The organism is Pseudomonas poae, from assembly GCA_028869255.1.
Classification (GTDB): Bacteria; Pseudomonadota; Gammaproteobacteria; order Pseudomonadales; family Pseudomonadaceae; genus Aquipseudomonas; species Aquipseudomonas poae_C.
The window spans coordinates 2191093-2209062 of sequence record CP110972.1; the positions used below are offsets into that span (position 1 = coordinate 2191093).

Sequence of the window (17970 nt, forward strand, 5' to 3'; positions counted from 1 at the left end):
ATTCCATGAGCACCGTCAAAGCGTCTTTAAAGCCCCGGAAATCGGCCGTTCAAGCACGCTCGGCCGCCACCGTCGAGGCGTTGCACCAGGCAACCCTTCAGGTTTTGACCCAGCAGGGCCTGGTGCGTTGTACCACCACCCGTGTGGCGGAACGCGCCGGCATGTCGGTGGGCAGTGTCTATCAGTACTACCCCAATCGAGATGCGTTGCTCGCGGCCATTCTGGAAAAGCACCTGGTGCGGGTGGCCGAGACCGTTGAGGGCGTGTGCGTTGAGCTGCAGTGCAGCCCGGTGGCCGAGATGGCTGCCGGGCTGGTCACGACGCTATTGGCTGCCAAACTGCGTGAGCAGGCGGTGTCCAAGGCGCTGTATGCGATTGCGGCCGAGCGGGGCGGGGCGCAGTTGGTCGCACGGATCAACACGCGTATGGTGAGCGCGATTGCCGCCATGCTGGCGACGGCGCCCGATGCGCACTTTGAAGACCCTGCGCTGATCGCGGCGATTTCGCTGAGTGCCATCGTCGGCCCGGTGCGTACCCTGCTGGAAGGTAACGCGCCGCCGGCGTTTGAAGCCGCGCTTGAGCAACAGACCACGTTGCTGCTGAGCGCGTACCTGCAAGCCCATCACACCCCTTCAAGGACGATAGATTCAGATGCGTGAACGAAAGGCCGCACGGCTACTGGTGATCAGCCCCGCGCACGAGGTGCTGCTGTTCAGGTTCGTCCATAAAGACGGCGCGTTGGCCGGTAAAAATTACTGGGCCACCCCTGGCGGTGGGGTTGAAGCCTTGGAGACGTTCGAGACGGCGGCCATCCGTGAGCTGCGCGAAGAGACTGGTATTCAGGTGAGCGGCGTGGATGCCTCGATCGCAGACCGCAGGTTCCCCATGATGCTGCCCAGCGGCGAAACGGTGCTGGCCATCGAGCAGTTTTTTGTGGTTCACACCTCCAGCACCGTGCTGTCAAAAGTCGGATGGACGCTGGAGGAAACCCAGGTGATGGAGGACCACCGCTGGTGGTCTGCCCAGGCGCTGCGATCCACCGAGGAACAGGTATGGCCCGAAGGGCTCGCCGACATGCTGGTGCAAGCGGGGGTGTTCAGGCCCGAATGACACGCTCGAGAATCTCGACTCAGGGCCGGTAGCCTGGCAACTGCCGAAACGCCGCTGCGGCGCGGTCGTTATCGGGAAGTGCGAGCAGCCGCCGGTACAGGTCGAGGTAGGTCGTACAGAGCTTCTCGGGGTCGTCGCTATGCTTGCGCGGGCGTGCATAGACCTCGTAGGTCCCGGCTGGCGCGGCAGCGAACACTGCGTCCAGATCAGCCTTGGCGGCCACTGAGGGCGCGACGTTCTGCGTGACCCCGACGGCGGCCTTGATCATTTCCCTGCCGGCCTCTTGCGCCGCCATGAAGATCGGCTGGGGGATCTCCCGCCGGGTGTGGTAAGCCGCAGGGTATTGCCCGGTGATATGCGCGATGCAGTCCTGCGCGCTGCTCTCGTAGAGTGCCTGCAGCAACGCCACCTGGGTCTGCCAGAACTGCAGTAATTGCGGGTTGGGGGTCTTGCGCAGGTAGTCGTCGCCCAGCCAGGCATTGCGTTGGCGTAGCTGCCCGTTGAATTGCGCGAAGGTCGCGGCGCTGTTCAACGCCGCCAGTGCCTCGGCCTTTTCACTCTGGAACTGCTCCGGCGCGACCTGTGCAAGCGTCTTGAACTGGAAGAATTTGAGCAGGTAGTTGTCCAGTACCCCGGGTTCCCGAAGCCGGACCAGGCGCGCATCGGTGAAGCGCTTTGCGTCCACGGTGTCGGTGATGATGTGCTCACGCTTGAGTTCCTGCGCATTCGGAAACCACATGTCGTCGTGACCGGTGGCCAACACCTTGGCCACAAAACCCTTGGACGCGCCGTAATGCAGCAGGGCATCGCGGTACTGATCCACCACCGCCGATGATTGTTCATGGGAGGCGAACAGCGTCGCGGCATGGAACCCCAATACGCCCTGGCTGCCCAGCAGTCGCTCCTTGCCAGCCATGAACATCAGCGCGCAGGCACTCATGCATTCGCCGTTGGTGAAGGTGGTGAGGCGCTTTTCTTCGATCAGCATGGCCATGGCCCGTGCTTCGCCAAACAGCCCGCCACCACTGTCCAGCTGAATAACCTTGACCGTCGGCTGAGCCGCCAGCGCCTGTTCCAACGCCGCCAGGCTGCCGGGCGCAATGCCGCCGCTGAATTCAAGCTCGGTTTCACTCAGCGGTGTGATTCGATAAGACGCGAACGCGTTGGGGTTCAGCGCCAGTTGTAGGGCCGACTTAAGCGTGGGGAGGAGCTCCACCATGGACACGCCGGTATGAATCACCCCGGCAATGATCAGCAGGCGCACCACCAGCACCCAGCGCTGTTTTCCACCCCGTTGCTTGTGCAGCCTGGCGGAGCGCCATACCCCCACGCCTTGCCAGGTGGCCATGGCCAGTGTGAAGGTGAGGAACACGGCGAGCAACATCAGCAAGCTGGCAGGGCTTGGCGGGTAACGTATCAACAGGAAGTACAGCGGCGCCAATGCGAGCAGGACCAACAGCCCGAGTAACACTTCATTGATCCAGAACGACCGCGCCAGCGACAGCTCGCCACGCCAGTGGCGGGTGAAGTAGTTGGGGCGAGACTCGGGTACGGCGGCTTCTTCCATGATTCGCGGTGTTCCTGGTGCGACGAGGTCAGGCGCGCAACATATCAGCCTTGGCGCGGGACTCAATAGGGTTTTGTTCGAAACACCGGGCCATTTGCTATTACACTGCCGGCCCGAATTTCAGCAAGGATGCTTTGGATGCGTTCGCTCGTCAGCGGTGTACTCCTTTCAATGACACTCGCGGCCCCTGCCATGGCCGAGCCACGCTCGTTCTCGGTCAATGATCCCAGCGGCCAGTACCTGGTCGAGGTGTTGTTCCCGGACGTGCCCGAGGACCTGCAAGCACTGGCGCGGGCGCTGATCACCGTGCGTGACAGAACCACGCTCGCCATCCTTCAGCAATTGCAGACGCCAGCTGCCAGTGTGCCGCTGGACCAGCACGGCAAAACCGTAGAGTGGCGATTGCTGGGGGAGAACGGCGTGGTGTACTTCGCCGACATCAACCAGGATGGTCGCCAGGACCTGGCGATCCGTAACGGCAACGGCGCCGATGCGGATTTCCAGTCCAATTACGACGTATACCTGCAAGACCCGCAGCAGCCTCAGTGGGTGCTGAACCGCGCATTGACCGACTTGGCAAACGAGACCTCAGGCGGGATGTTTTCGGTCAATCCCAAGGACGGCATGATCCATTCGCAAACCGACCGTGGTTGCTGCTGGACACGCTCCAGTCAATGGCAGATGCAGGGCGGCGAGTTGGTGCGGCTGGGTTTCTACACCCAGGAAGCAGTGCCCGCTACGGATTGGAGCGAGACCGATAGCATGCCCCGTGGCTACATGTTGCGCACGACGGGTGAGTGGAAGGACGGCCAATGGCAGGAAACACCGCGCCTCGAAGGCCCGGTGAATGAAGACCCGCAGACGCTCGTCGGCACACTCAACGGCAAGATCCCGGTACAACTCTGGTACCAGCAGCAGGGCGCGGTGCTGATTGGCGAGGTGCGTTACACCAAAAGTGGCAGCGGCAAGCCGATCAAACTGGTGGGCGAGCAGGGCGAGTACGACGGCAAGGCGTTCGATTACCTCTTCGAATATGCCGACGATGGCCACCAGACCGGAATCTGGCGGATCACCCGCGAAACCGTCGAACCCTATCGCTACAGCGGCACCTGGGTCAGCAGCGCCAAGGGCGACGCGCCTGAGTTGCCAATCCAGCTGCACCAGGAGGACCGCGAGCCCGAGTACAGCAAACTCAGCGGAGTCCCCCGGGACCAACGCAACGGTCATTACCAACTGCGCGACGACTTCCTCGACCGCGACGGCGACCTGGAGCTGAACATCCTGCCCGAGCGCGACGCCCAGGGCCGGGAAGTCGCAGAGTTCAGCGTAACGATGAAGCACGCCGGCACCGCGAACGTGATCTTCACCGCCCAGCACCGCATGCCGATGACAACCGACAACCTGATCATCGTGCCGCAACCCCTGGCGACCCCACGCACCGGGCCGTATCACATTCAACTGGTGAAAGGCTTCGCAGTGATCGAACACAACTCGGCGCCGGACAGTCAGGACTATTTGACTGGGAAGTATCGGAAGCGGCTTTGAGTTAATCACGAATCCTAAGTTGGGCCGTCGTCAGCATGATCACGTAAGCGCGAAACATATCAGCCATCCCATCGGCATAAACAGTAATTTCTGCGTCCGTGCGTGGGCTCCCGGAAAATCCTTGCCCACTGAACTGAGCGTGGTCAGGATCAAATCGCACACCAGTGCGCGGGTATCCGGCGATACCTGCGGCAGCAACTCCAGCATGAATGTCTGAAATGCCTGCTGCCCCCCGTCCGCAGTTCCTAAAGGCGTGCACCAACGTGCGCAGACGATCCAGCGGCGTTTCCTCGGTTTTTTCGAAAGTTGCGCGCAGCATCTGCGTGGTTTGCTGGCATTCATCACTCTGTAGCTGGAACATAATCGCGGCCACCAGCTAGGTGGGCCGGGCTTTCTGCGGCTGTTTGCGCTTGGCAAATCCTGTCTGTGCCCTTTGCCGATGACATCGAACTTTCCATCCGCCTGGGATAAGTGAGTCCTCACCTTATGCACTTCGCGCTCAGCGCTTACTGAACGCCAGCCGTGCGGCAAACAGCACAAAGATCACGCCGGTGGTGCGGTCCATCCACTGAATGACCGGCTCGCGGCGCAGGAATCCGGACAGTTGCTGCGTGGCGCCGATCAGTACCAGCGACCACACCAGCCCGAGCACCACATGGATGCTGACCAGGCCGAAGGTCCAGCCCACCATCGATTGGCCTTGGGGAATGAATTGCGGCAGGAACGACACGTAAAAAATCCCTATCTTGGGGTTCAGTACATTGCCCAGCAGGCCCTTGATAAACCAGTTGCCGCTGGCTTTGCCGTCCACCACGGCGAGCGCCAACGAGCGGCGTGGGCGCAGCAGCATATTCAGGCCCAGCCAGGCCAGGTAGGCGGCGCCGCAGTACTTGAGGAGGTTGAAGGCCACTTGCGACACGGTGAGCAACGCGCCAAGGCCAAAGGCAACGGCAGCTCCCCACAGCAGGCAACCGGCGTTGATCCCCAACGTGACCTGCAGCGCCTGGCGTTTGCCTTCCACCGTGGCGGTCCTGAGGACCAAGGCCGTGTCGAGCCCGGGCGTGAGGGTGAGCAGGGTGGCGGCGAAGGTGAAGGCGAGGAGGTTGTCGGCGACGGACATGGGCGCAGGCATCATAAAAGGACGAGCAAGGACGTTAGCGCAGGCAGAACCGCCCTGCAAACGGGCGGCCCTGCCTTTACCGCCATTAATCGGCGGCTTCGACCCATTGGCAGTTGGTCAACGGCGTTCCACCCACGCGCAGGTAGTACGCATCCGGCGCCAGGACCCGCTCATGGGAAGTGCCTACCGGCCCCTCGTGGTAGCTCGTGAACAGCTGGCCGTTGACGATCTCCCAGCGCACTGAGTAGTGCGCGGTGGAACGGTACAGCCAAAGGCGGGGGGCCGCACGGCACGACAGGTAGTTACCATCTTGCATCTCAAGCTGCATTCGGTTGTCTTCGGTGGAGACATTCTTGAACTTGGCTTTATCGCCGTTGGACGGCGTGGCGCTCATGTAGTCCCAAAAGCTCCAACTGGCCTGGTTGCCGACAAAATAGGCCCAACTGCTGCGTACTTCGCCATTGTCATCGGTGTAGTCGAGCTTGAGGTTGTACCACTTGTTTTCCGGCAGGGCCTGGCCGGAGCCACGTGCAGGCAGGGGCGCGCCTTCAGGGATGAAGGGCTGGTCGTCTTTGGAAGGGATCGTTGAGTCACTCATGGGTTTACTCCTTAGCGGATTGATACAAGGGATCAATCGCCCGGGCCAAAGCCATAATGCGGGGGGATAACGCAGGGGAGGATCGCGGGAATAATTCAGGTTGCGCCCTGTGCACAACTGCTTGGGCCTGTGCTACGACTTGGCGAGGATCACCAGCTTCCGTTACGGCTTGTCCTTCTCTCATCCATGACCTTGGCCACCAACAGCTTAAGCTGTCGGGGCGCTTTGCAAGGTTAGAACAGGGTGCCGGATTCGTCGAAAAAAAACAGCACGGCGCCCGTCATGCACGATGGCGGGCGCTGTTTGGCCGGTGGTCAGCGGTTGAAACGCTCAACCAGCGCGTATTGGGTGGACGCGGTATTGGTCAGTTCCTTGCTCAGGTCCGTGGATTGATGGGCCTGGATCGAGGTCTGATCGGCCAGCTCGGCGATGGTGGTGATGTTGCGGCTGATCTCCTCGGCCACCGCACTTTGTTCTTCGGTGGCGGCGGCAATCTGGGTGGTCATGTCGGTGATATGCGACACGGCCTCGCTGATGCCCACCAGCGCCTTGTCCGCTTCCAGCACCCAGGCCACGCCTTCCTGGGCCTGGCGCTGGCCATTTTCCATGCTATGCACGGCATTGCTGGAGGACGCCTGGAGCTGTGTAATCAGCCCATGGATCTGGGTGGTGGATTGGGACGTGCGCTGGGCCAGTTGACGCACTTCATCGGCGACCACCGCAAAGCCGCGGCCCATGTCGCCAGCGCGGGCGGCTTCAATGGCGGCGTTGAGGGCCAGCAGGTTGGTTTGATCGGCAATGCCTTTGATCACGTCAACCACGCTGCCGATTTCATCGCTGTCCCGGGCCAATTGCGCCACGGTAACCCCGGTCTCGGCGACCACGGCGGACAGGCGCTCGATGGCTTCACGGGTATCGCGTGCCACCTCGCGCCCGCGCCCGGTCAGGCCATTGGCCTGCTGCGTGGCGTCGGCGGTGCGCTGCACGTGGCTGGCAACTTCCTGGGTGGTCGCAGCCATCTGGTTGACGGCGGCCGACACCTGCTCGGTTTCGACGCGCTGGCGGTCCAGACCCTTGGCGCTGGCCGTGGCCAACTGGTCGGATTGCCCGGCGAGCGCGCTGAGTTGTTCGGCACTGTCCTGCAGGCGCGTCAGGCAGGTTTTCAGGCGTGCGGTTTGGCTGAGGAACGCCGTTTCCAACCGGGCCTGGGGCCCACGGGCGTCGCTGTACATCTGGGCGATCAAGGCATCCGAGGTCGAGGGTTCGACACCCGCCAACAGGCGCAAGGTACTGCTTTGGCGCCAGCGCGAGCAGAGCATCCCCACCGGCACGGCGACCGCCACAGCCACCGCGATGGCCAGCGGTGCACTGAGAAACAGCCCGGCAACACTGCCGGCGACTGCGGTTGCCGCATACGGTATGCAGCTGGCGACTGTCGGCAGCCAGGCATCCTGGCGCGGCACTGCTGGCTTGCCCTGGCTGATGCGCAGGTACAGGGCCTGCGCGCGGCGGATTTCATCGGCCGTGGGCTTGACCCGCACCGACTCGAAACCCACCACATTGTTGCCTTCGAAGATCGGTGTGACGTAGGCGTTGACCCAATAGTGGTCGCCGTTTTTCGAGCGGTTCTTGACGATGCCCATCCACGGCAGACCTTGCTTGAGTGCACCCCACATGTGCGCAAATACGGCCGGCGGCACATCGGGGTGACGCACGATGTTCTGTGGCGCGCCGATCAGGTCGTCACGCTCAAAGCCGCTGATATCGACGAAGGCATCGTTGCAGTAAGTGATCACACCTCGAACATCCGTCGCCGAGATGAGCTTTTGTTGCGGCGCGAGTGAAATCTCGCGTTGTGTAACTGGCTGGTTGTTGCGCATTCCGACTACTCCCTGGTTGCACTCAGTCCATCGGCGCCAACTGGCAGAAGATTAATGCACATTGGCTATTTCGCCAGCCGCTGGTCAAAAGCCTGAAACTTGTGGGTGAAACACTTCATAATGGCGGCCATTTTTATATAGCCCGTTATTCTGGTGTGCCCCCATGGAAATCAAGGTCAACTTTCTCGACAACCTCCGACTTGAAGCCAAGTTCGATGACTTCACGGTGATTGCCGACCAGCCGATCCGCTATAAAGGCGATGGCTCGGCGCCGGGGCCATTCGATTACTTCCTGGCCTCGTCGGCCTTGTGTGCGGCGTACTTCGTGAAGTTGTACTGCGCAACGCGCAATATCCCCACCGATAATATTCGCCTGTCGCAGAACAATATCGTCGACCCGGAAAATCGCTATAACCAGATCTTCAAGATTCAGGTGGAATTACCCGCTGACATTTCCGATAAGGACCGCCAGGGCATTTTGCGTTCCATTGACCGTTGCACCGTGAAGAAAGTAGTGCAGGCCGGTCCCGAGTTCGTGATCGAAGAAGTGGAAAACCTCGACGCCGATGCCCAGGCGTTGTTGATGCCAAGCGCCACTTCCGAATCCGGCACCTACATCGCCGGCAAGGACCTGCCGCTGGAGCAGACCATCGCCAACATGTCCGGGATCCTCGCGGGCCTGGGCATGAAGATTGAAATCGCCTCGTGGCGCAATATCGTGCCGAACGTATGGTCGCTGCACATCCGCGATGCGCACTCGCCGATGTGCTTCACCAACGGCAAGGGCGCGACCAAGGAAGGCGCGCTGGCGTCGGCACTCGGCGAATTTATCGAGCGGCTCAACTGCAACTTCTTCTATAACGACCAGTTCTGGGGCGAAGAAATCGCCAACGCGCCGTTTGTGCATTACCCGGATGAGCGCTGGTTCCAGCCAGGGCCTGAGGATGAGTTGCCGACGCAAATCCTCGACGCCTACTGCCTCAAGGTCTACAACCGCGATGGCGAGCTGCGTGGCTCGCACCTGTTCGACACCAACTCCGGCAATGAAGCACGCGGCATTGTTGCGCTGCCGTTCGTGCGTCAGTCGGACGGCGAGGTGGTGTATTTCCCGTCCAACCTGATCGAAAACCTCTACCTCAGCAATGGCATGAGCGCGGGCAACACCCTGGCCGAAGCCCAGGTGCAGTGCCTGTCGGAAATCTTCGAGCGGGCGGTGAAGCGCGAAATCATCGAAGGCGAGTTCGCACTGCCGGACGTACCGGCCGAGGTGCTGGCCAAATACCCGAGCATCCTGGCCGGCATCCAGGGCCTGGAAGCCCAGGGCTTCCCGGTGCTGGTCAAGGACGCGTCCCTGGGCGGTGAATTCCCGGTGATGTGCGTGACCTTGATGAACCCGCGTACCGGCGGCGTGTTCGCCTCGTTCGGTGCGCACCCAAGCCTGGAAGTGGCGCTGGAGCGCAGCTTGACCGAGCTGCTGCAAGGCCGCAGTTTCGAAGGCTTGAACGACCTGCCGCAGCCGACCTTCGAAGGCCAGGCCGTGACCGAGCCGAACAACTTCGTCGAGCACTTCATCGACTCCAGCGGCGTGGTGTCGTGGCGCTTCTTCAGTGCCCAGTCGGACTACGAATTTGTGGAGTGGGATTTCTGCGGCCAGGGTGAAAACTCCAACGCCGAAGAGGCCGCGACCCTGTTCGGCATCCTCGAAAACATGGGTAAAGAGTCCTACATGGCGGTGTACGAACACCTCGGCGCAACCGCCTGCCGCATCCTGGTGCCGGACTACTCGGAAATCTACCCGGTGGACGACCTGATCTGGGATAACACCAACAAGGCGCTGTTTTTCCGCGAAGACATCCTCAACCTGCACCGTCTCGACGCCGCCGAGCTGAACGCGTTGGTTGAGCGCCTGATCGAAAGCGAGCTGGACGACTACACCGATATCACCACCTTGATCGGCATCGAGTTCGACGACAACACCGCGTGGGGCCAGCTGACCATTCTGGAACTGAAGCTGCTGATCTTCCTCGCCTTGCAGCAGTACGAAGAAGCCAAGGAGTGCGTGGAGATGTTCCTCCAGTACAACGACAACACGGCCGAGCGCGGCCTGTTCTATCAAGCGATGAATGCGGTGCTGGAAATGGAGCTGGACGACGACCTGGAGCTGGCGGATTACGAGGCCAACTTCCGGCGCATGTTCGGCAATGAGCGGATGGATGCGGTGATCGGCTCGGTCAATGGCAGCGTGCGGTTCTACGGGCTGACGCCGACCAGCATGAAGCTGGAAGGCCTGGACCGGCATTTGCGCTTGATCGACAGTTACAAGAAGCTGCACTCGGCGCGGGCCAACATCACTTCGGCCTGACCTACGTTCCTGTGGGAGCTGGCTTGCCTGCGATGCGCACACCGCGTTGTGTCAGGTGTACCGAGGTGATGCTATCGCAGGCAAGCCAGCTCCCACAGGTGATCGATTTTTGCGGTTAGATGCGCGCAAAGGCCTGGGCCAGGTCTGCCCGCAGGTCCTCCACGTCCTCAACCCCCACCGACAGCCGCACCAAACCATCGCCAATCCCCAGCTGCGCCCGCGTCGCCGCCGGGATGCTCGCATGGGTCATGATCGCCGGGTGTTCGATCAGGCTTTCCACGCCGCCCAGGCTCTCGGCCAGCGCGAAGATCTTGACGTTTTCCAGGAAGCGCGTGGCACCGGCCAGGTCGCTGTTCAGGTCCACTGAAATCATCCCGCCAAAGCCGCGCATCTGTGTGCGGGCAAGTGCGTGCTGCGGGTGGGATTTGAGCCCCGGGTAATACACCCGCGCCACCTGGGGTTGCTGTTCCAGCCAGGTGGCCAGGTCCAGCGCGTTGCTGCAATGGCGCTCCATGCGCAGCGCCAGGGTTTTTACCCCGCGCAGGGTCAGGAAGGCGTCGAAGGGCCCGGCGATGGCGCCGACCGAGTTCTGCAGGAAGCCCAGCCGTTCGGCCAGCGCCGGGTTGTCGCCGACGATGGCGATGCCGCCGATCACATCCGAGTGGCCGTTGAGGTATTTGGTGGTGGAGTGCACCACCACATCAAATCCCAGCTCCAGCGGCCGCTGGATCCACGGGCTGGCAAAGGTGTTGTCGGCCACGCAGATGATGTCGCGGTCACGGCAGATACGGGCGATGGCGCTGAGGTCGGTGAGGCTGAGCAGCGGGTTGCTCGGGGTTTCGACCCAGACCATGCGCGTGTCGTCCTGCAGTGCGGCTTCAAACGCCGACACATCGCTCAGGTCGACAAAGCTGAAACGGTGCCCGGCGCTGCGTTGGCGCACCTTGTCGAACAGGCGGAAGGTGCCGCCGTACAGGTCGTTGCCGGAGACGATATGGGCGCCGGCGTCGAGCAATTCGAGCACCGTGGAAATCGCCGCCAGCCCGGACGCGAAGGCAAACGCCTGGCTGCCGCCCTCCAGGTCGGCCACGCAGCGTTCCAGGGCAAACCGCGTGGGGTTGTGGGAGCGGCCGTAGTCGAAGCCCTTGTGCACACCGGGGCTGTCTTGCAGGTAGGTGGAATTGGCGTAGATCGGCGGCATCAGCGCGCCCGTGGTCGGGTCGGGGGACTGCCCGGCATGGATCACACGGGTGGCAAATGCAGTGTTATCGGGCTGACTCATGCAAGGGATCTCCGTAGGTGGTTGAGCAGGTCGACGCGGGTGATCAGGCCATGAAAGCCCGATGCATCGGCGATAATCGCGACCAGGCCGCGATCCAGTTCCGCCTGCAACTCGGCCAGGCTGGCACTGGGGGCCAGGGTTTGCAGGGTGTTGGTCATGGCGCTGGCGACGTTCAAGGTGAAGTGCGTGGCGTCCTGGTGCAGGCCCAGCAGGATGTCGGATTCATCGATCACCCCGACCAGTTGGCGGCCCTCCACCAGCACCGGCAGCTGCGACACATCCGCCAGGCGCATGCGCTGGAAGGCGGTCAGCAGGCTGTCGTCAGGGCTCACGCTGATCACGCGGCCGTCTTCGAAGCGGCGGGCGATCAGGTCGCGCAAATCGCCGTAGTGCTTGTATTGCAGCAGGCCGGCGTCGTTCATCCACTGGTCGTTGTAGACCTTGGACAGGTAGCGGGTGCCGGTGTCGCACACAAAGGTGACCACGCGCTTGGGCGCGGTCTGTTCGCGGCAGTAACGCAGCGCGGCGGCCAGCAGGGTGCCGGTGGACGAGCCTCCCAAAATTCCCTCGGCCTTGAGCAGTTGGCGGGCGTGGTCGAAGCTTTCTTCATCGCTGATGGAATAGGCGTGGCGCACGCTGGAGAGGTCGGCAATCGAGGGGATGAAATCCTCGCCAATGCCTTCTACCGCCCAGGAGCCCGGCGTTTCCAGCTGGCCGCTGCGGCTGTATTCAGCCATCACCGAGCCCACCGGGTCGGCCAGCACCATCTCCAGCTCGGGTTGCACGCGTTTGAAGAAGCGCGTCAGGCCGGTGAGGGTGCCCGCCGAGCCGACGCCCACCACAATCGCGTCCACATCATGCTGGGTTTGCGCCCAGATCTCCGGCGCGGTGCTGGTTTCGTGGGCCAGCGGGTTGGCCGGGTTGTTGAACTGGTCGGCAAAGAATGAACCCGGGATGTCCTTGGCCAGGCGTGCGGCCACGTCCTGGTAATACTCGGGGTGGCCCTTGCCGACGTCCGAGCGGGTGATATGCACCTCGGCACCCATGGCCTTGAGGTGCAGCACCTTTTCGGTGGACATCTTGTCGGGCACCACCAGCACCACGCGGTAGCCTTTGGCGCGGCCTACCAGTGCCAGGCCCAGGCCGGTGTTGCCCGCCGTGGCTTCGATAATCGTGCCGCCGGGGCGCAGGCGGCCATCGCGTTCGGCGGCGTCGATCATCGCCAGGCCGATGCGGTCCTTGATGGAACCGCCGGGGTTCTGGGACTCAAGTTTGAGGAACAGCGTGCAAGGGCCGGTATCGAAACGGCTGACCCGAACCAATGGTGTGTTACCGATCAGTTCGAGTACGGCGGGGCGCGAAGGCGTGGGCATGTCGTCACCTATGGAGAGCAAAATGCAAAGCATGGCTTGGAACATAGGCCGGTATCGGACGGGTCGCAACCGGGCGGTCCGCTGAATGTCTTTTTTGGCGCATGGGCGACGGGGGATGCGCCATCAGTGCGCACGCGGTAACGCCATATCCGCGTATTCATTGGGCCTTGGGATTGGCCTGAGGTTTGCTTTAAGAAATTCAAACTTGGATACAAGATGGAGTTCCCCATGCACAACCCTACAGGCTGGACCGTCGGCGAATGGCAAAGCGCTTACCGCAGCGGCGCCATCACTCCGGATCTTTTGCTGACCTTGGCCGCTGGATACCCCTCCGCCGACACGGCCTGGATCGCCCGCGCCACACCGGCGCAACTGGCCGCGCAGCTCACCCAACTGAGTGAGCGCCTGGCGGCAGTGGGCGGCGATATCGCCCAATTGCCGCTGTACGGTGTGCCGTTTGCGATCAAGGACAATATTGACGCGGCCGGCTGGGAAACCACCGCCGCCTGCCCCGAATTTGCCTACAGTGCGGCGCAGGATGCCTCTGTCGTCCAAAAGCTGCGCGCAGCCGGCGCGATCCTGATGGGCAAGACCAACCTCGACCAGTTCGCCACGGGCCTGGTGGGCACGCGCTCGCCGTATGGCGCGGTGGACAACAGCTTTAATGCCGAGTATGTCAGCGGCGGCTCCAGCTCCGGCTCGGCATCGGTGGTGGCCCGTGGGCTGGTGGCGTTTTCCCTGGGCACCGACACCGCAGGCTCCGGGCGTGTGCCGGCGGGGTTCAGCAATATCGTGGGGTTGAAGCCGACCAAGGGCCGTTTGTCCAACACCGGCCTGGTGCCCGCGTGCCGCACGGTGGATTGCATCTCGGTATTCGCGCTCACCGTGGAATGCGCCGAAACCGTGGCGCACCTCGCCGAGGGCTATGACGCCAGTGATGCCTATTCGCGTGCCAACCCCAATACCGCGCCGGTCGCGGTGGGCGCTGCGATCAAGCTGGCGATCCCGGCGACCCTGGAGTTTTTTGGCGACACCGCAAACCAGGCGGTGTTCGAGCAGGCGGTCGAGGGCTTCAAGGCGTTGGGCGCAGTCATCACCCCGGTGGACTTCACGCCATTCAAGGCGCTGGCGGACCAACTGTATTTCGGCCCTTGGGTCGCCGAGCGCACCGTCGCCCTGGAGAGCATGCTGGAACAGCAACCCGAGGCGATCAACCCGGTGGTGCGCGGCATTGTCGAAAGCGGGCGCCAATACACTGCCTGTGATGCCTATAAGGCCGAATACCTGCGCGCCGAACTGAGCCGACGCATCAACCACAGCCTGGCCGATTTTGACGCGTTGCTGGTGCCCACTTCACCGACGATTCGCACCCAGGCGGAAATGGCCGAGGAACCGGTGCGCTACAACTCGCAGTTCGGCTATTACACCAACTTCACCAACCTGGCGGACCTCTCGGCTCTGGCGCTGCCTGCCGGCCTGCGCGACGACGGTTTGCCCAGCGGCATCACCTTGCTCGCGCCGGCCTGGCACGACCGTGCCCTGGCCCATCTGGGCAAACGCTGGCAAGCCAGCCTCGACCTGCCACTGGGCGCCACGCAACGGCGCCTGCCTGCAGCGGCTGCGGCGCTGCAAGCGCCTGGCACCGTGCGCGTGGCGGTGGTGGGCGCTCACCTTCGCGGTATGCCGCTGAATTTCCAGCTGACTGGCCGCAACGCGGTGCTGGTGGAACAGACCCACACTGGCGACAACTACCGTCTTTACGCGTTGCCAGGCACCGTCCCGCCCAAACCGGGGCTGGCCAAAGCGGACAGCGGGCGGGCGATCATCGTCGAATTGTGGGACATGCCCATCGCGCGTTTCGGCGAATTTGTCGCCGAAATTCCCGCACCGTTGGGGATCGGCAACCTGGTGCTGGCGGACGGTCGCAGCGTCAAAGGCTTTATCTGCGAGCCCTGGGCGTTGGCCGATGCCCTTGATATCACCGAGTTCGGCGGCTGGCGCGCCTTTATTGCGAGCCGGGAGTAAGCATGCAACTGGCAACGGCGAGAACCGCCAAAGCGCGGCCGGACAGCCTGGCGGAGCAGATTTATACGCAGCTCAAGGCGGATATCTTCGAGTTTCGCCTGCTGCCGGGTGATCGCTTCAGCGAAGGCGAAGTGGCCGGGCGCGTCAACGCCAGCCGCACGCCGGTGCGTCAGGCGCTGTATCGCTTGGAGAAGGAGGGGTATCTGGAGGTGTATTTCCGCAGCGGCTGGCAAGTCAAACCCTTCGACTTTGCCTATTTCGAAGAGCTGTATGACCTGCGCATCGTGCTGGAACTGGCGGCAGTCAGCCGTTTATGCGCGATGCAGGCGCCGAGCCCGGTGTTGCAAACGCTGCAGGCCACCTGGCTGGTGGCGGCGAGCGAGCGCCTGCAGGACACTCAGGCGGTGTCCGCGCTGGATGAGCGCTTTCACTGCGCGTTGGTGGAGGCTACCGGCAACCGTGAAATGGCGCGCATGCACTACGGTATTACGGAAAAGATTCGCATCATTCGCCGGCTCGACTTTACCCAGGCTGCACGGATTGCGGCGACCTACGAGGAGCATGGGCAAATACTCACGGCCATCCTGCAACGGCGCGGTGAGCTGGCGCAGCAGTTGCTTGAACGTCATATCCAACTCAGCAAGCAGGCGGTGCGCGAGATCACTTTGCACAGGTTGCATATGGCCAGGTCGGGCTGATGTCCTCAGCCGTGAACGGGCTTGCCCCGCGTTGGGCTGCGCAGCAGCTTGATCAAAGAGGCACCGGGTGTATCAGGTAGACCTCGTCAGGTGATTTTTGGGGCCGCTGCGCAGCCCAACGCGGGCAAGCCCGCTCGCCACATACCAGCCGCAGGCGCTGTTGAGGATGGCATTCCAGTAGCGTGGTTTTGTGGGCATGGCGCGGCTGCACTGTGCAGTCGGGAGCTGGCGTTTAGACGACAAGCTGCTGTTCAATCGCCGCCTTGTCGATCACTGACCAGACCTGCGCAAACCTGCCATCGACGACCTCATAGAAGACGTTTTCATCGAAGCTCACTTTCTTGCCATTGATCGGCAGTCCGAAGAATTCACCTCTGGGCGTGACATTAAAATTCAGGCGACTGGCAACCGTGGGCGGATCGGCCACCAGCAGTTGGATGCGAAACACCAGGTCGGGGATTTCGCGGAAGTCGCGCTCCAGCATCGCGCGGTAGCCCTCCAGACCGACCCGTATGCCGTTGTAGGTCACGTCCGGGTGGACGAAGCGGCCCAGGCGGTCCCAGTCTTGCTGGTTCAGGCAGTCAATGTAGCCACGGTAAAGCTCGGCGAGCTGGTTTGCGGTCATCGGTTTTTCCTCAAGCGCGACGCGCCATCAACAACACGCTCGCCGCCGCCGACAACAACCCGGCGCAGCAGCGGTTGAACATCCGCTTGCCCCGCGGCTCGGCAAACCAGCGGCGCATATGCAGGCCCATATACGCATAGGCGCTGATGGCGACCCATTCCAGCACCAGGAACATCGCACCCAGCAGGGCGAACTGCGGGGTGACCGGTTGTCCGGGCACCACGAATTGTGGGAGGAAAGCGGTGAAGATCAGGATGGCTTTGGGGTTGCCCGCCGCCACCAGAAACTCCTGACGCGCCAACGCCCACAATCCCACCTTAGCGCCCGCCGATTGCGCCTCTGCCTCGGGGTTGGCCCGCCACAATTGAACCGCCAGATAAAACAGATACGCCGCACCCAGGATCTTGAGCCCGTAGAACAACAATTCCGACGTCTGCAACACCACCGCCAGCCCGGCGGAGGCGAGCGCGATCATGCCGGCGAAGGCCAGCAGCCGGCCGATACCGGCAAGGCACGAGGTGCCGTAGCCGTAGCGGGTGGCGTTGCTCACCGACAACAGGTTATTCGGGCCAGGGGCCATGTTGAGGGCGAAGCAGGCGGGGAGGAAAAGGGCGAGGGTGGCGAGGTCCATGGCGGCTCCGGGATCGCGGGGGCGGGAAGGTTGGAGGATAAGGGGAGTGAGTGTGGTTGGACAATGAATGGCTCTTGCAGAAATTTATCATCACAACGAAATCTGCGTCGAACGCATTACTTGCACGTAGGGCACTGGATTATGGCGACACAGGTGTGATGCTGAAGGTGTGATCCATGATCGGACGGTCGTAGTCCAGTAGGTATGCCTGATGTGCTCTGTAGAGTGCAGACAGCAGTTCCTTATTGGGTCCCACCACGTCCATTCCTCGGTCGTCGTAAGGTAATACCAGAATGCTTTTGTCCAGGTTAAACAGGTAGAAGTCGCACCAAGGCGAAGGCTTTATGGCGTGAAAGTCGCTGGCCAACGCACACCACAAACAAGTCTCCAGCAGCGCAACCGGCGCTTCGAATGCCAGGTTGAGCCAATATTCGGGCTCAGACTCACTGAGCCAGTCGCCCGGGTCTATTTCCTCGCTCCATATCCAGCGTTGCGCAGGGATGTGGATTTCGGCGGACCTCAGCGATCTGAGCGTTTGCCGGTGATTGAACGCGTTGCTTCCAGAGTGGACGCGCAAAGTGATCACCAGCGAGTCTTCGGCGGTGAAAATCTTTTGGCATATCGCGGTCGCCTTACGTAACGCCGTAAGGAACCGCTCAATGGAGTTCCCCGCTTCTGAAAGCTCAAAACGCAGCCCGCCTGGATAGGTGTAGAACAGCGGTCTGTCGAAAATATTCTCACCGAAAGTTTGCAGAATTCTGTGTTTAAGCGTCACTGGGTATCGTCCTGAAAATCGAAGCCGACCCTTCTTGTCGGTGGTTTATCGATGTTATCGAAAATCCAGCACTGGAGGCCGCTCAATATTTATTGCTTGGCCCAACCCGGATAACGTACTCCAGAACCCTATGCACGCCCAACAGGCGCATGCTGCGCCATCAACTCCGCGACCCAATCGATAAACACGCGCAACTTGAGGCTGATATGCCGGTTCGGCGCAAGGGCACATAAAGCGGTATGGTTGCCCGAGTTCTGGGGCAACGTGCCACACCCGACGCTGACCGGCGTCGGTGTGACGTGGCTGTACGGTTACCAGTTCGAGATCAAGGTGATCGCCAAGCTGCCGCAAGCTACTGGGGAGTGAGGGGAGGGGCCGG

At 61.9% G+C, this 17970-nt stretch carries 15 protein-coding genes and 2 pseudogenes; 7 read left to right on the top strand and 10 right to left on the bottom strand.

Translation table 11 applies throughout. From position 1 onward, the window contains the following. Window positions 1–5: 5 nt before the first annotated feature. Both LRS56_10125 and LRS56_10130 read left to right on the top strand, forming a co-directional pair. Complete coding sequence (locus LRS56_10125) at window positions 6–659, top strand: TetR/AcrR family transcriptional regulator (GenBank protein WDU64788.1); 654 nt, start codon at window positions 6–8, stop codon at window positions 657–659. Further along, the gene (locus LRS56_10130) at window positions 652–1110 is read left to right on the top strand and encodes an NUDIX domain-containing protein (protein WDU64789.1); all 459 of its coding nucleotides are present in this window, start codon (window positions 652–654) and stop codon (window positions 1108–1110) included. The genes LRS56_10125 and LRS56_10130 overlap by 8 nt, the downstream gene beginning before the upstream one ends. Window positions 1111–1129: 19 nt before the next feature. On the opposite strand, the gene LRS56_10135 is transcribed toward LRS56_10130, so the two are convergent. Continuing rightward, window positions 1130–2677, bottom strand: coding sequence for a hypothetical protein (locus LRS56_10135; protein ID WDU64790.1), 1548 nt, complete (start codon window positions 2675–2677; stop codon window positions 1130–1132). 138 nt (window positions 2678–2815) lie between these two features. Between LRS56_10135 and LRS56_10140 the strand changes: the two genes are divergently transcribed. Continuing rightward, window positions 2816–4222 (top strand): hypothetical protein, encoded by a 1407-nt coding sequence (locus LRS56_10140; protein ID WDU64791.1) that lies wholly within the window; start codon window positions 2816–2818, stop codon window positions 4220–4222. A 1-nt stretch (window position 4223) separates the two neighbouring features. On the opposite strand, the pseudogene LRS56_10145 reads toward LRS56_10140, so the two are convergent. From LRS56_10145 to LRS56_10160, 4 genes and pseudogenes are all read right to left on the bottom strand, one after another. Next, window positions 4224–4691 (bottom strand): annotated as a pseudogene (locus LRS56_10145) (hypothetical protein). A 30-nt stretch (window positions 4692–4721) separates the two neighbouring features. After that, on the bottom strand, window positions 4722–5342 hold the full coding sequence (locus LRS56_10150; GenBank protein ID WDU64792.1) for a LysE family translocator: 621 nt from the start codon (window positions 5340–5342) through the stop codon (window positions 4722–4724). An 85-nt stretch (window positions 5343–5427) separates the two neighbouring features. Next, entirely contained in the window at window positions 5428–5940 is a 513-nt protein-coding gene (locus LRS56_10155) for a hypothetical protein (GenBank protein WDU64793.1), read from the bottom strand. Window positions 5941–6254: 314 nt separating this feature from the next. Next, complete coding sequence (locus LRS56_10160) at window positions 6255–7820, bottom strand: PAS domain-containing methyl-accepting chemotaxis protein (protein ID WDU64794.1); 1566 nt, start codon at window positions 7818–7820, stop codon at window positions 6255–6257. A 163-nt stretch (window positions 7821–7983) separates the two neighbouring features. On the opposite strand from LRS56_10160, the gene LRS56_10165 reads away from it, so the two are divergent. Continuing rightward, window positions 7984–10182: an OsmC domain/YcaO domain-containing protein gene (locus tag LRS56_10165; protein WDU64795.1), complete on the top strand. Its 2199-nt coding sequence runs from the start codon at window positions 7984–7986 to the stop codon at window positions 10180–10182. A 115-nt stretch (window positions 10183–10297) separates the two neighbouring features. On the opposite strand, the gene LRS56_10170 is transcribed toward LRS56_10165, so the two are convergent. Both LRS56_10170 and LRS56_10175 read right to left on the bottom strand, forming a co-directional pair. Beyond that, window positions 10298–11464, bottom strand: coding sequence for a cystathionine gamma-synthase (locus tag LRS56_10170; protein WDU64796.1), 1167 nt, complete (start codon window positions 11462–11464; stop codon window positions 10298–10300). After that, a complete protein-coding gene (locus LRS56_10175; protein WDU64797.1) occupies window positions 11461–12837 on the bottom strand; it encodes a cystathionine beta-synthase in 1377 nt (458 codons plus the stop codon). Before LRS56_10175 ends, LRS56_10170 begins: the two co-directional genes overlap by 4 nt. Before the next feature lie 228 nt (window positions 12838–13065). Between LRS56_10175 and atzF the strand changes: the two genes are divergently transcribed. Both atzF and LRS56_10185 read left to right on the top strand, forming a co-directional pair. After that, entirely contained in the window at window positions 13066–14862 is a 1797-nt protein-coding gene (atzF, locus tag LRS56_10180) for an allophanate hydrolase (GenBank protein WDU64798.1), read from the top strand. Between the two features lie 2 nt (window positions 14863–14864). Continuing rightward, window positions 14865–15560: a GntR family transcriptional regulator gene (locus tag LRS56_10185; GenBank protein WDU64799.1), complete on the top strand. Its 696-nt coding sequence runs from the start codon at window positions 14865–14867 to the stop codon at window positions 15558–15560. 232 nt (window positions 15561–15792) lie between these two features. On the opposite strand, the gene LRS56_10190 is transcribed toward LRS56_10185, so the two are convergent. From LRS56_10190 to LRS56_10200, 3 genes are all read right to left on the bottom strand, one after another. Continuing rightward, on the bottom strand, window positions 15793–16185 hold the full coding sequence (locus LRS56_10190) for an ester cyclase (GenBank protein WDU64800.1): 393 nt from the start codon (window positions 16183–16185) through the stop codon (window positions 15793–15795). A gap of 10 nt (window positions 16186–16195) precedes the next feature. Next, window positions 16196–16816: a LysE family translocator gene (locus tag LRS56_10195; protein ID WDU64801.1), complete on the bottom strand. Its 621-nt coding sequence runs from the start codon at window positions 16814–16816 to the stop codon at window positions 16196–16198. Between the two features lie 139 nt (window positions 16817–16955). Further along, a complete protein-coding gene (locus LRS56_10200; protein ID WDU64802.1) occupies window positions 16956–17591 on the bottom strand; it encodes a DUF3885 domain-containing protein in 636 nt (211 codons plus the stop codon). A gap of 231 nt (window positions 17592–17822) precedes the next feature. Between LRS56_10200 and LRS56_10205 the strand changes: the two are divergent. Beyond that, a pseudogene (locus LRS56_10205) lies at window positions 17823–17957 on the top strand (RidA family protein). Window positions 17958–17970: the final 13 nt, after the last annotated feature.